The 13576-nt window shown below is 63.8% G+C and carries 10 protein-coding genes; 9 read left to right on the top strand and 1 reads right to left on the bottom strand.

Annotated features, from left to right (window positions below; all coding sequences use genetic code 11):
- The first annotated feature begins 211 nt into the window (after nucleotides 1–211).
- Genes HDG33_RS29775 through HDG33_RS29765 form a run of 3 tightly spaced genes read left to right on the top strand, consistent with a single transcriptional unit; the run spans nucleotide 212 to nucleotide 5878 of the window.
- Nucleotides 212–1699 (top strand): efflux transporter outer membrane subunit, encoded by a 1488-nt coding sequence (locus tag HDG33_RS29775; protein WP_184037759.1) that lies wholly within the window; start codon nucleotides 212–214, stop codon nucleotides 1697–1699.
- 26 nt (nucleotides 1700–1725) lie between these two features.
- Complete coding sequence (locus HDG33_RS29770) at nucleotides 1726–2856, top strand: efflux RND transporter periplasmic adaptor subunit (RefSeq protein WP_184037757.1); 1131 nt, start codon at nucleotides 1726–1728, stop codon at nucleotides 2854–2856.
- A complete protein-coding gene (locus tag HDG33_RS29765) occupies nucleotides 2834–5878 on the top strand; it encodes an efflux RND transporter permease subunit (RefSeq protein ID WP_184037754.1) in 3045 nt (1014 codons plus the stop codon). Before HDG33_RS29770 ends, HDG33_RS29765 begins: the two co-directional genes overlap by 23 nt.
- A gap of 327 nt (nucleotides 5879–6205) precedes the next feature.
- Here HDG33_RS29765 and HDG33_RS29760 read toward each other — a convergent pair whose 3' ends face one another.
- On the bottom strand, nucleotides 6206–6913 hold the full coding sequence (locus tag HDG33_RS29760; protein ID WP_184037751.1) for a TetR/AcrR family transcriptional regulator: 708 nt from the start codon (nucleotides 6911–6913) through the stop codon (nucleotides 6206–6208).
- 127 nt (nucleotides 6914–7040) lie between these two features.
- On the opposite strand from HDG33_RS29760, the gene HDG33_RS29755 reads away from it, so the two are divergent.
- The 6 genes from HDG33_RS29755 to dmpG all read left to right on the top strand — a co-directional run bounded on the left by HDG33_RS29755 (nucleotide 7041) and on the right by dmpG (nucleotide 13535).
- Nucleotides 7041–7931, top strand: a complete 891-nt coding sequence (locus HDG33_RS29755; RefSeq protein ID WP_184037749.1) for an alpha/beta fold hydrolase — start codon at nucleotides 7041–7043, stop codon at nucleotides 7929–7931.
- 73 nt (nucleotides 7932–8004) lie between these two features.
- A complete protein-coding gene (locus tag HDG33_RS29750; RefSeq protein WP_260330626.1) occupies nucleotides 8005–8958 on the top strand; it encodes a VOC family protein in 954 nt (317 codons plus the stop codon).
- Entirely contained in the window at nucleotides 8955–10718 is a 1764-nt protein-coding gene (locus tag HDG33_RS29745) for a bifunctional 3-(3-hydroxy-phenyl)propionate/3-hydroxycinnamic acid hydroxylase (protein ID WP_184037747.1), read from the top strand. The genes HDG33_RS29750 and HDG33_RS29745 overlap by 4 nt, the downstream gene beginning before the upstream one ends.
- A gap of 24 nt (nucleotides 10719–10742) precedes the next feature.
- The gene (locus tag HDG33_RS29740; protein ID WP_184037745.1) at nucleotides 10743–11537 is read left to right on the top strand and encodes a 2-keto-4-pentenoate hydratase; all 795 of its coding nucleotides are present in this window, start codon (nucleotides 10743–10745) and stop codon (nucleotides 11535–11537) included.
- A gap of 11 nt (nucleotides 11538–11548) precedes the next feature.
- Complete coding sequence (locus tag HDG33_RS29735; protein WP_311548396.1) at nucleotides 11549–12496, top strand: acetaldehyde dehydrogenase (acetylating); 948 nt, start codon at nucleotides 11549–11551, stop codon at nucleotides 12494–12496.
- Between the two features lie 10 nt (nucleotides 12497–12506).
- Complete coding sequence (gene dmpG, locus HDG33_RS29730) at nucleotides 12507–13535, top strand: 4-hydroxy-2-oxovalerate aldolase (RefSeq protein WP_184037731.1); 1029 nt, start codon at nucleotides 12507–12509, stop codon at nucleotides 13533–13535.
- The last annotated feature ends 41 nt before the right edge of the window (nucleotides 13536–13576 follow it).

Here is a 13576-nt window from a genome sequence, read left to right as displayed (position 1 = left end):
ATCGCAGTCGTTGCGCAACGATCTCCTGGCAAGACGACACCTTTGATATGCGTCAAACCAATCTCGCGCCGCAGGGATAGTTTGAACACAAGGCCAACCGGCAGTCTGCCATGACAAACGTCGACCGAAGCAAATCGGCCCCCGTGTGAAACGTGGCGCCGTGATCGACGCATGTCACGGCCAACAATCATTCAACGTCGAGGATTGGATTATGAGCGAGAGCAGTTACCCCGCAACTCGCCTTGCTCAATCGGCACGGCGCGGCCTCGTGGCCACGCTTGCGGTGTCGTTGGCGCTCGCTTTGGCGAGCTGCGCGACGCCCGTCATGCAGGCTTCCATCGACGTGCCTGGCCGATTCGCCGCGGCGCCAGCATCCGCCGCTGAGCCGGAGGCTGCCTGGTGGGACAGCTACGGTGACCCGGTGCTGTCCGACCTCGTTCGCCGGGCGGCTCGCGAGAATCGCGACGTCAAGGTTGCACTGGAGCGCGTGCGTGCGGCGCGAGCCGGCCAGACGATCAGCCGCTCATGGCTGTTTCCCAGCGTCGGAATTTATGGTGCAGCCTTCGATCACACGACCGGTTTCGATTCGTTAACCAAGCAGATCAATCCGGAGGCCGCGGACACGAGGGGTTGGCAAGGCGCCGTCGATGTCTCGTGGGAGATCGACATCGCCGGTCGACTGCGCGCGGGCGCCGCGGCGGCCGCCGCCGACACGCGCGCAGCAGAGGATCTGGCCAGGGGCGTGCGTCTCCTGGTGGTGTCGGACGTCGCCACGAACTACTTCACGCTCGTCGGCGCGCTGCGGCAGCTCGACACCGTGCGCGCGATCTCGACCGCGCAGGATGAGACGCTGCGCCTCGTGACGGCTCGCCAACGTGTAGGCCTCGCCACACCGTTCGACGTCGAGCGCGCGCAAACCGAAGCGTCGAAAGCACGCGCCGCGATACCGCCGCTCGAAACGCTTGCCGCCGTGTCGCGTCATCGCATCGCCGTGCTCATCGGCGATCAGGCGTTCAACGCGTCGATGATCGCGCCGTCGCGCGCCGATGTGACCGTTCCGACCGCGCGCGCAGGACAACCGGCTGCGCTCTTGCAGCGCCGGCCGGATCTGCTCGCCGCGCAGGCGCAACTCGACGCCGCCAATGCGCGCCGACAACAGGCGATGGCCGAATGGTTTCCACGCCTTTTGCTCGGGGCCGTGTTCGGCCGCGAGGGGCTCGATGTCAACGGCATGGCGCTCGGCGCGGCGCGCTTCACCAACGTAGCCGCATTGCTCGCGATGCCGATCTTCAACGCGGGACGGACGCAGGCCATCAACGACATCGCCGAGAGCGGGCAGAAGGAAGCGGTGCTCCGCTACGAGGACGCGATCGTGCGCGCGCTCGAGGACGTCGAGAACTCGCTCGTCGCACTCGACGACGAGCGGCAACGCGCGCAATTGATGCAGAGCGCGGCCACCTCGGCCGAGGCCGCGCTCGGACGCGCCCAATCCCTCTACGACCGCGGTCAGATCGATCTGTTGCCGCTGCTCGACGCGCAGCGCGTGCGCTTGTCGGTGCGAGTCGGTGCCAACGACGCCAACACCCAGCTGCTGCTCGACAGCGTTCAACTGTACAAGGCCCTCGGTGGAGGGTGGGAGGTGTTCGAGCCTTCCGCGGCACCGGCCGCCGCCGATGCAGCGCATTCCCCGAATTCATGAACCGTCGACCGATACGAGGAACTGTCGTGAAAACTGCTCTTTCCCGCGCGCTTCCAGCCATATGGATCGCCGCGATGGTCTCCGGCTGCTCGCACAAGCCGCCACCCGAAGCGTTGCGGGCTGTTCGCACCGCGGAAATCCGCTACGACAAGGCCCAGGAAACCGATCGCTACTTCGGCTCCGTGCAGTCGCGCTACGAAGTCGACCAGGCTTTCCGCGTCGGCGGCAAGGTGGTGAGCCGCAAGGTGGACGTGGGCCAGAAAGTGCATCAAGGCGACGTCCTCGCCGTCCTCGACGGCACAGATTACAAGCTTGCCGTGCAGGCCGCGCAGGAGCAGCTCGCGGCCGCCCAGGCGCAGGCCCGGCAAGCCGAGTCGGATCGAAAGCGGCTCGAAGCGTTGAAGGTCGACGGCTCGGTCAGTCCCTCCGACGACGAGAAGGCGCAGAGCAACGCGCAAACGACACGTTCCGTCGCGGAAGCCGACGCGCGCAGCCTCGACCTCGCCCGCAATCGTCTCGAGTACACCACGCTGCGCGCGTCGCAGGACGGGGTCGTCACCAGCGTGAAGTTCGAGGCCGGCCAGGTCGTGGCCGAAGGGCAGCCGATCGTCTCGATCGCGAAGGAGGGCGATCCCGAAATCGTCGTCAACGTGCCGGAAGATCAGCTGCAGTCATTCAAGACGTCACGGTACAAGGCGTGGCTTGCCAGCGCATCCGCCGAAACGTTCGACGTCGTGTTGCGGGAACTGTCGCCCCAGGCGGCGGCGCAAACACGAACCTTCCGCGCGCGCCTCAAGCCCGCGACGCCCCGATCGCTGCCGCTCGGCGCAACCGCGACGCTCGTGGTCGAGCGCCCGGCGGAGCAAAACGACGCGGCCGCTATCCCCGCTGCTGCGATCACCCAGAACAAAGGCCGGCCCGCGGTCTGGGTGGTTCGTCGGGAAGGGACCGAGGCGATCGGAAAGGTCGACGTTATGCCCGTCGCGGTGCGCGGTTATCGCAACGACGACGTGCTTGTCTCTGGGCTGCCGGCCGGTGAGCTGGTCGTCACCGCGGGCGTGCAAAAGATGGCGCCGGGCTTGAAGGTCGCACTTCCCGGCGTCGCGAGCAACCTCGAACCGAAGAAGGCCTCCGATGAAGTCGTTCAACCTCACTGAATGGGCGCTGAACAACCGCGCCATCGTGTTGTTCCTGATCCTTGCGATCGTGATCGGGGGCGTGCTCGGCTTCAACAAGCTCGGCCAGTTCGAAGACCCGAACTTCTCCGTGCCGTCGATGACGGCCTTCGTGATCTGGCCCGGCGCGACCGCCCAGCAGTTGCAGGACGAAGTGCTCAACCGGATGGAGAAGAAGTTCGAGCAGCTCGATCACTTCGACAAGGTGAAGACCTACGCCCGGCAGGGCTACGCCGGCATGCTGATCTCGGTCAAGGGCGGTACTTCTCACCCGGACCAGCGCGAGGCCTGGTACCAGGCGCGCAAGAAGTTCAGCGACATCAAGCTCGATCTGCCCGACGGCGTCATCGGCCCGATCTTCAACGACGAGTTCGGCGACGTGACCGGCCTGCTCTATGCGGTCAAAGGCGACGGCATCAGTCAGTGGGAGCTTTCCGACATCGCCGAGGACATCAAGCGGCGCCTGCTCAAGGTGCCGACGGTCAAGAAGGTCGACATCTACGGCAAGCAGGCCAAGAAGGTCTACGTCGAGTTCTCCAACGAGCGCCTGGCCGCGCTCGGCATCACGCCCCTCCAGATTGCGGAAAGCCTGCGGAACCAGAACGCCGTGGAGGCGAGCGGGCAGATCGATACCAATACCGACCGCCTGATGGTGCGGGTGAGCGGTCAGTTCACCAACCCGGACGACATCCGCAACGTTCCGATCGCCGCCGGCGGGCGCGTCATCAAGCTCGGCGACTTCACCACCATCACGCGCGGCTACGAGGATCCGCCGCAGTACACGATCCGCCACAACGGGCAGCAGGTGCTCATGCTCGGCATCGTGATGGCCGACGACGGCAACATCGTCGAACTCGGCAAGACGCTCGAAGGCACGGTCGCCAAGGTCCAGTCGGAGCTGCCGTACGGCGTCGAGCTCGAGCGCGTGGCCGACCAGCCGACCGTGGTCGCCGAATCGGTCTGGGAGTTCGAGCGCTCACTGCTGGAAGCGCTCGCGATCGTGCTGGTCGTGTGCCTGCTCAGCCTCGGCTGGCGCACCGGCATCGTGGTCGGCCTCTCGGTGCCCATCGTGCTCGGCGTCGTCGCGCTGGTGATGCTCGGCATGGGCTGGAACCTGGAGCGCGTGTCGCTCGGCTCGCTGATCATCGCCCTCGGCCTGCTGGTCGACGACGGGATCATCGCCGTCGAGATGATGGTGGTGAAGATGGAGGAAGGCTGGGAGCGCGAGAAGGCCGCCGCCTTCTCCTACGCGTCCACCGCGATGCCGCGGCTCACGGGCGCGCTCATCACCACCGCAGCTTTCATGCCGATCGGCTTTTCCAAGTCGACGACGGGCGAGTACGCGGGCGGCATCTTCTGGATCGTCGGCACGGCCGTGGTGTTCTCGTGGTTCGTGTCCGGGGTCATCACGCCGTATCTCGCGGTGAAGATGCTGCCCGACTTCAAAAAGCACGAGCACGGCGGTGACCCCTACCGGACGCCGTTCTACAACAAGCTGCGCGGGATCATCGACCTCGCCATCGCCCGGCGGTGGTGGGTCATCGGCGCGACAGTCGCAGCATTCGCTTTGGCCATCGTAGGCAGCGGGCTCGTGCCGCAGCAGTTCTTCCCGAACAGCGACCGGCCCGAATTGATTGTCGAGCTACGACTGAAGGAAGGCGCTTCGTTCGCTGCAACAACCGAGCAAGTCAAAAAGATGGAGGCGGTGCTCGCGAAGGAGGAGGACGTCAAGTTCTACACGGCGTACACCGGTGCCGGCCAGCCACGCTTCTATCTGGCGCTCGACCCCGAGCTGCCGAACCCTGGCTACGCCGTCTTCGTCGTGATGACGAAGGGCCTGGATGCGCGCGAACGCGTGCGCTCGCGCCTGATGGCGAGCGCCAACGACCAGTTCCCCGGGGTGTGGGTCCGCGTCACGCGCCTCGAGCTCGGTCCGCCGGTCGGCTTCCCTGTCCAGTTCCGGGTCGTCGGCCCGGACACGCAGAAGGTTCGCGAGATCGCACGCGAGGTCGAGGCGGTGGTGGCGTCGAGCCCGAAGGTACGCGATGTGCAGCTCGACTGGAACGACCCAGTGCGCACGCTGCGAGTCGATCTCGACCAGGACAAGGCGCGTGCACTCGGCCTCGCGCCAGCGGATGTCGCGTTCGTGACCCAGATCTTCATGAATGGCGCGACGCTGTCGCAGCTGCGCGAGCGCGAAGACCTGGTCGACATCGTCGCGCGGGCCGTGCCTTCCGAACGCCTCAATCTCGACACGCTGAAGGACATCAATCTCTACACACGCGACGGAACAGTCGTGCCCCTGTCGCAGGTCGCGCGCGTGCGCAACGTGCTCGAAGAGCCGGTGCTGTGGCGGCGCAACCGCGACATGGCCATCACGGTGCGCGCCGACGTCAAGGACGGCGAACAGGGCGTCTCGGCCACGCAGTCGATCGTGCCGCAGTTGAAGGACATCGAGGCGAAGCTGCCGTCGGGCTATCGCCTCGACGTCGGCGGCGCCGTCGAGGAAAGCGACAAGGCGAACAAGGCGCTGGCGGCGGTGTTTCCGGTGATGCTGATCACCATCCTGACCATCCTGATGCTGCAGCTGCAGAGCTTCTCCAAGATGTTCATGGTGCTCCTGACCGCACCGCTCGGACTGATCGGGGTCGTGGCCGCGCTGCTGATCTTCCAGGCGCCCCTCGGCTTCGTGGCGATCCTCGGCATCACCGCTTTGTCGGGCATGATCATGCGCAACGCGGTGATCCTCGTCGATCAAGTGCGGGAAGAGATGGAGCAGGGCCTCGATCCCTGGAATGCCGTGCTGGAAGCCGCGGTCCATCGGACACGGCCAGTGATGCTGACCGCCGCGGCCACGGTGCTTGCGATGATCCCGCTGGCGCGAAGCGTGTTCTGGGGGCCGATGGCGATCGCCATCATGGGAGGCCTCACGGTGGCAACCGTGCTGACGATCTTTTTCGTGCCGGCGCTTTATGCGGCGTGGTTCAGGGTCAAGCGCCAGTAGAGCCCTGGAGCCGTCGTCGCGGTGCCGCCGGCTGCCGCGGCACCGGCATCGGCCGCGGCCGAATGAAGCACGACTGAAATGAGGCAAACTAATCGATCGGAACGACGATGCGCCTGCCGCTCAACGTGTTGAGATCGTCGTCCGCGACCATTGGAGAGAATCCACGGTCAATACGATGAAGGCGGCTGTCGTCCGCGAGTTGGGCAAGCCGCTCGTAATTCGGGAACTAGCCGTTTCCCAATCGACCGGATCGGTCTTTGCTGTTCCCCGGTGGCATCCAAGGCCCGCGCGTTGAGAGTGATCTTGTCGCGAGCGGTTCTTCCGAGCTCAACCTGACGCTGCCTGCATTTGCTTCTGCAGCCTCGCATGCCCGCGCTCCAGCAAAGAATTGGCTGGCACTGCAATGGACGCCAATTCGCCGCGCACCAGGGTTTGGGCCTCCGATCGCTTGACCCCGAGGCCGCGGAGAATCGCTGCAACTGCCTGCTCGGGCTGCGCACACTTTTCCCCTTCGTCGGTAAAACGCTGAATCGTCGTCAATACGGTTCCGGCGATCAGGTCGAGCGCCACTTCGACTGTGACGTCCCGGAATCGTCCTTCGGCCAAACCTTGCTCGATATGGACCGGTAGATACACGTAGATCAGGCTGCTTGGCCCGGCGACATGCAAGCCGGCTGCACAAATGAAGCGCGCGAGGAGCGGGTAGGTGCGCGCCGCGTGCAGAAACATCCGCACGCCACACGCGATCCGCCGTGCCGGATCGTCGTACGAACCCACTTCCGTCTCGATGAGGCGAAGCAGTTCGTCATTGAGTTCCTGCGTCACTGCTGTAAGCAGTTCTTCATTGGTACGGAAGTAGTTGTAGAAGGTGCCCTGTGAGACGCCCGCCGCCGCGATGACTTCCTGAATCACGCTCGCTCCAACTCCCTTATCCGCCAAAACCAGCATCGCGCTCTCAATCAATCTCGCGCGCATCCGTTCCCGGCGTTCTCCTGCCACCCGGGTCCGATGATCAATGGTCGTGGTTTCGCTCATGTCGCGATTATACGGTGCGGGGGCGGCTATCCGGGCACGTCCCCAGGTAGAAACGAGAGTATTGTCATAATGACAAATATCTCATTACAATGGGTTCTACCTTGCTTAACCCGGAGCAATCGACGTCATGGACACCCTTTCTCCCATTCGTGCGATGAGCCAGCGCACCGTTCAAGTCGGCGCGCGGCAAATCTATCTGACGGAAGCCGGCGACGGCCCCGTAGCGCTGATGCTTCACGGCGGCGGCCCGGGTGCATCCGGCGTCTCCAACTACTCGAAGAATATCGATGCGTTGGCCTGCCAATACCGCGTCCTGGTGCCCGACATGCCGGGCTACGGGAAGTCCTCCAAGGGCTTGGACCGCGGCGATCCATTCGGAGATCTGGCCACTAGCATGCTCGGGATGCTGGATGCGCTCGGTATCGGTCGAGCCCACGTGATCGGCAATTCGCTCGGAGGCGCGTGCGCGCTGCGCATGGCGCTGGAGCGGCCCACGGCCATTGGCCGCCTGGTGCTGATGGGACCGGGTGGCGTGGACTCGACGCGCCAATTGCCTACCCCGGGCCTGAAGCGGCTACTGAATTACTACAAGGGCGAAGGTCCCACCCTGGAAAAGCTCACCACGTTTATCCGCGGCGACCTGACCTATGACGGCAGTCAGGTTCCCGAAGCGATGATCCGCGAGCGCTTCAAGGCCAGCATCGACCCGGAGGTCATGGCCAGTCCCCCGTTGCTGGGACCCAAAGGTATCCCGCAGTTCAGGAAGATCGACTTCACGCGCGATCCGCGCCTGGAGTCGGTGCAAAACCCCACGCTGGTGCTGTGGGGTACGGAGGACAAGGTCAACCGTCCCAGCGGTGCGCAGTCGCTGCAACGGCGCATGCCGAACTGTGACGTGTACCTGTTCAGCAAAACCGGCCATTGGGTGCAGTGGGAGCGGGCCGACGAATTCAATGCCGCGGTCCTCGCGTTCCTCGAACAGGACGACGTTGCGGCACGATCCCCCCACACGCGATAACCAGGAACTCGCTGCCATGCCAACCATTGCAAGTTCGGCGCCCACGACGAAGAGTCTGTTCGGTCGCGTTCGTATGGGCTATCTGCTGGCCGAATCCACCCGGCTGGACGAATGGGCGACATTCGCCGCCGAGGGTCTCGGCCTGCATGTCGATCGTCCCACCTCGCGCGTGGTCGCATGCCGTATCGATGCGCATCAACGCCGGCTGATCATTCGCGAAGGTAACGCTGAAGATGTCATCGCAATCGGCTGGCAACTGGACGACGAGGCTGCGCTCGAACTCGCTATCGCGCGGTTGTCCGCGCGCGGCATCGGCGTCCAGGAGGGCAGTGCGGAAGAGGCGATTTTGCGTGGCGTGGACAGATTCTGGTTCTTCGCCGGTCCCAAGAAGCTGCGCACCGAACTCTTTACGCACGCGGTGCTCAGCGATCTACCGTTGCGAATGAAAGCGAGCGGTTTCGTAACCGGTGACGCAGGTATGGGGCACGTCGCCGTGACGACACGCCAGCCGGAAGTCATGCAGGCGTTCTGGAAAGCGGTGTTCGATGCACGGCTCTCCGACCAGATCGAGGACAAAATCGACGGTCTGAATCTCGACTTCGCGTTCCTTCGCTTCAACGAGCGTCACCATTCGTTTGCTATCGCATCGACACGTGGCATTCGCGTGAATCCGTTGCGCACCCAGATCCACCACTTGAATCTTCAGTGCGCATCGCTGGACGACGTGACCCAGGCCTATCTGCGGTGTCGCACGGCGGGTTATTCAATCGCCAACGCCATCGGTCAGCACCCTAACGATCGTGAGCTTTCCTTTTACGTCGAAACGCCGTCCGGGTTCGAAATCGAACTGGGCTGGAATCCGATCGTGGTCGATGAGCACACGTGGCACCCAGCCACCTACCAGAGCATCAGCCTGTGGGGACACCGTCCCGAAAATTTGAGTCTGCGAGCCAGATTGGGGCGCTTTCGCCGCGGTCTTGCCTCGCTGATGCGCCCCGAATTCACTGTACAAGGAGAGCAGTCATGAACGTAGCGCATCAGGACGATGTCTGCGACGTCGCGATCGTGGGGCTGGGCCCCACTGGCCTCGTGCTGGCGCACATGCTCGGGCAAGCCGGGCATCGCGTCGTCGTGCTGGAGCGCGAGCCGGTCTTTTACGGTAATGCCCGCGCCGTGTATACGGACGACGAATGCATGCGCATATTCCAGCATCTCGCAGTGGCCGACGAACTGCAGGCGCGAATGATGATGGAGGCGCCTGTACAGCTTGTGCGTCCGGACGGCAGCCCGATTACACAGTACATGCCGCGCAAGCGCCCGTTTGGATGGCCGATCATCAACTTCTTCTATCAGCCGTATCTCGAAACGACGCTGACCGAGGCCCTGTCGCGTTATCCGAACGTCGACGTGCGCCGTGGTCGCGAAGTCGTTGACTTCTGCCAGGACGCCGACGGCGTGAGCATCGTGCATCAGGCCACGCGGGAAGTGCGGTTCAGCGACAGCACCGATGCGCGCGCGCACGTACACGGCGATCCCGGCGCGCGATCCCTGCGGGCACGCTATATGGTGGGTGCGGACGGCGGTCGCAGCATCGTGCGTACGAAGCTGGGCATCGAAATGACTGGCAAGAGCTTTCCGGAGCCGTGGCTCGTGGTGGACCTCGAGCGAAAACCCGGGACGGACGCGTTGCATCATCTGCCGTACTTCAACTTCGTGGTCGATCCGAAGCTGCCGGTCGTGAGCTGTGTCCAGCCCGACATGTTCCACCGGTTCGAATTCATGCTGATGCCGGGAGAAACGAAAGAGAACATGGAGCGGCCCGAAACAGTGCGTAGGTACCTCTCCAGGTTCGTCGATCCGGACCAGTTCGTCGTCAAGCGGAAGCTCGTCTACACGTTCAACGCGCTGATTGCGGGTAAATGGCGAGTCGGCCGCATTCTGCTGGCCGGCGATGCCGCGCACATGACGCCGCAATTCATGGGCCAAGGTGCCAGCTCAGGCGTTCGCGACGCGTACAACCTCGGCTGGAAACTCGATCTGGTGCTGTGCGGCCTCGCTGCCGACGCGTTGCTCGACAGTTATCAGGCCGAGCGTCATGCCCATGCAAAAGCAATGATCGACGTCTCCGTCTTGCTCAAGAACGTCGTGTCGGCGAGAAATCCGTTCGCGACGCTCCTGCGCGATATTTCCCTCGGCGTGATTCGGACGGTTCCGCCGCTTAGGGGCTGGTTTCAGGAGGGCGGTTTCAAACCGACACCCGTCTACAGGAAGAACGCCTATCTCGGCCTGCCACGCCGTCGCCGCAACGGACCGGAGGGCGCGTTGGCTCCGCAACCCGAGGTGCGCCTTTTCGATGGCTCCAGGCGGCGGATGGACGACCTGCTTGGCCACGGATTTTCTCTGATCGGACTGAATGTCGATCCTTCCCGACATCTCGACAAAGCGTCGGCGGAGACGTTGAAGGCATTGTCGATGCAAAGCGTCACGTTGTACCCATACGGCGGACGCCCGCAGGGGCTCAACGGTGTCGAACGCAACAACCGGAACGGCGCTACAGAGGTCGAGGACATCAATGGCGACATGATTGCCTGGTTCAGGAAATCGGGCTTTAGCAAGCAGGCCGTTGCGATCCTGAGGCCAGACCGTTTCACCTTCGCTGTGGTCCCGGTGACCGAACTCAGTCGTGCTGTTATGCGACTGCGTGACCAGCTAGGTGTGCAACAAGGTGTGCCGGCGGAACTCGCACGCGCATCGAAGAGTGCACCGTCCGTCGCCAAAGCGGCCTGATTTTCGATTTCCAATTCATCTGCCATGTCTCAATCACTCGATCACACCGTCATTCAAGCGGCGGCCGTTGCGTTGCGCAATGCGCGCGCAACACGCACACCTGTCGATCCAATCTCCACGCGGTTCGGCATTTCCGGTTTGGAGGCGGCCTACGCCGTCGCCGAGACGAATACGGCGGCGCGAATCGCCGCCGGCGGGCGCATCGTCGGCAAGAAGATCGGCCTGACGTCGATCGCGGTGCAGCAGCAACTGGGTGTCGACCAGCCGGACTTTGGCGTGCTTTTCGACGACATGGAATATCTCGACGGGGACGAAATTCCGATGAGCCGCCTTCTGCAACCGAAGATCGAAGCGGAAATGGCCTTGGTCGTCGGGCGTGATCTGGGCGACGAAGTGCCGAGCTACGGCCGGGTTCTGTCGTCGTTGGCCTACGCGCTTCCGGCGCTAGAGATCGTGGACAGCGCGATTGCGGACTGGCGGATCACGCTTGAGGATACCGTCGCCGACAACGCATCCTGCGGTCTGTACGTTCTCGGCCACCAGCCGATCGCGATCGGCCAGCTTTCGCTTGGCGAACTGGGCATGTCGATGAGCCGGCAGGGCAAGACCGTATCCACCGGGAGCGGCGCCGCGTGCCTGAGCCATCCGCTGCGCGCGGTCTACTGGCTGGCGTGCGCGATGGCACGCTGCGGGCAAATGCTGCGGGCGGGCGACATAGTCCTGTCCGGGGCACTGGGTCCGATGGTTCCAGTCGCCCAGGGCGACGCGATTCACGCGCAGATCGGCGCACTCGGCAGCGTCAGCTGCCGCATGATATGAGGACAGGATTGGTGAACAGGAAACTGAAAGTAGCCATCGTCGGTAGCGGCAACATCGGCACCGATCTGATGATCAAGATTTTGCGCAGCGGCGAGCACATCGAGATGGGTGCGATGGCGGGTATCGACGCGGCGTCTGAGGGGCTGCGGCGCGCCGAGCGTTTCGGTGTCGCCACGACGCACGAAGGTGTCGAAGGGCTCAGCCGGATGCCCGTGTTCGCGGACATCGATATCGTATTCGACGCCACGTCCGCGTCGGCGCACACGCGCAACGACGCCTTCTTGCGCGCGATCAAGCCGGGCATCCGCTTCGTGGATCTCACGCCGGCGGCGATCGGGCCATATTGCATACCGGTAGTGAACGGGGAGCGCCACCTCGACGCGCCAAACGTCAACATGGTGACCTGCGGGGGGCAGGCCACGATCCCGATGGTCGCCGCCGTGTCGCGAGTGGCGACGGTCCATTACGGCGAAATCGTCGCGTCCATATCGAGCAGGAGTGCCGGACCGGGCACGCGCGCCAACATCGACGAATTCACCGAGACCACGTCGCGGGCGATCGAGGCGGTTGGCGGCGCAGTCAAGGGTAAGGCCATCATCGTGCTAAACCCCGCCGAGCCACCGCTCCTCATGCGCGATACGGTGTACACGCTCAGTGAAATCGCCGACGAAAACCGCATCGAGGAATCCGTGGTCCGCATGGCAGAGGCCGTTCAGTCGTACGTGCCCGGCTACCGCCTGAAGCAGCGCGTGCAGTTCGAGCGCATCGACGCGGACCGGGCGATCCGGATTCCGGGCGTCGGCGAGCGCATGGCTGGCCTCAAGACCTCGATCTTTCTCGAAGTCGAAGGCGCGGCCCATTATCTGCCCGCGTACGCAGGCAACCTCGACATCATGACGAGTGCAGCGAGGATCACGGCGGAAAAGATCGCCGCCCGCCTGCTGACCGATCAAAAGTGAGTTCTGGTCCATGGACAAGAAGATCTACATCTCCGATGTGACGCTGCGCGACGGCAGTCACGCGATCCGCCACCAGTACAGCGTGGCGCAAGCGAAGCAGATTGCCATCGCCCTCGACGAAGCCAGGGTCGATTCGATCGAAGTCGCCCACGGCGACGGCCTGCAGGGCGGCAGCTTCAATTATGGTTTCGGCGCGCACACGGACGTCGAGTGGATCGCGGCGGTCGCGGACGTGGTGAGGTACGCGAAGATCGCCACGCTGCTGCTGCCCGGCATCGGCACTGTGCACGACCTGAGGGCCGCTTACGACGCCGGCGCGCGGATCGTGCGTGTCGCCACGCATTGTACGGAAGCGGACATTTCCCGCCAGCACATCGAATATGCGCGCGAGCTCGGCATGGAGGCCGTAGGCTTCCTGATGATGAGCCACCTGCAGACGCCCCAGGCGCTGGCGGCGCAGGCCAGGCTCATGGAGAGCTACGGCGCGACGTGCTGCTACGTGGTTGATTCGGGCGGCGCAATGAACATGAGCGACATACGCGATCGCATGCGAGCCTTCAAGGACACGCTCAAGCCCGAAACCGCAACGGGCATCCACGCGCACCACAACCTGAGCCTCGGCGTTGCGAACTCGATTGTCGCGGTCGAAGAAGGCTGTGACCGTGTCGATGCGAGTCTGGCCGGGATGGGCGCCGGCGCGGGGAATGCGCCGCTCGAAGTATTCGTCGCGGCAGCGGGCCGGCTCGGCTGGGATCACGGCACCGATCTCTACCGGCTGATGGATGCGGCCGACGATATTGTGCGTCCGCTTCAGGACCGCCCGGTGCGCGTCGACCGCGAAACGCTCGCCCTCGGCTATGCAGGTGTGTATTCGAGTTTTCTGCGTCATGCCGAGCGGGCCGCCGCGAAATATGGCCTCAATACAGTGGACATTCTCGTCGAACTGGGGCGTCGCAGAATGGTTGGCGGTCAGGAAGACATGATCGTCGATGTCGCTCTGGACCTGTTGAAGGCGAGCGAGTCAGTGCCCGCTGTTTAGAGCCTTGCGAAATCGGCATCGGATCGTTTCACATTCGCCGT

The sequence above is a fragment of the Paraburkholderia sp. Cpub6 genome, from assembly GCF_014201065.1.
Taxonomy (GTDB): domain Bacteria; phylum Pseudomonadota; class Gammaproteobacteria; order Burkholderiales; family Burkholderiaceae; genus Paraburkholderia; species Paraburkholderia tuberum.
Note: the sequence above shows the minus strand (reverse complement) of the source record. Positions and strands in the feature narration are given on the sequence as shown.

Excerpts from the sequence above, each read along its gene's own strand:
- HDG33_RS29745 (WP_184037747.1), top strand. The coding sequence starts at position 8,955 with ATGAACGTAGCGCATCAGGACGATGTCTGCGACGTCGCGATCGTGGGG.
- HDG33_RS29760 (WP_184037751.1), bottom strand. The coding sequence starts at position 6,913 with ATGAGCGAAACCACGACCATTGATCATCGGACCCGGGTGGCAGGAGAA.
- HDG33_RS29765 (WP_184037754.1), top strand. The coding sequence starts at position 2,834 with ATGAAGTCGTTCAACCTCACTGAATGGGCGCTGAACAACCGCGCCATC.
- HDG33_RS29750 (WP_260330626.1), top strand. The coding sequence starts at position 8,005 with ATGGGCTATCTGCTGGCCGAATCCACCCGGCTGGACGAATGGGCGACA.
- HDG33_RS29775 (WP_184037759.1), top strand. The coding sequence starts at position 212 with ATGAGCGAGAGCAGTTACCCCGCAACTCGCCTTGCTCAATCGGCACGG.
- HDG33_RS29755 (WP_184037749.1), top strand. The coding sequence starts at position 7,041 with ATGGACACCCTTTCTCCCATTCGTGCGATGAGCCAGCGCACCGTTCAA.
- dmpG (WP_184037731.1), top strand. The coding sequence starts at position 12,507 with ATGGACAAGAAGATCTACATCTCCGATGTGACGCTGCGCGACGGCAGT.
- HDG33_RS29740 (WP_184037745.1), top strand. The coding sequence starts at position 10,743 with ATGTCTCAATCACTCGATCACACCGTCATTCAAGCGGCGGCCGTTGCG.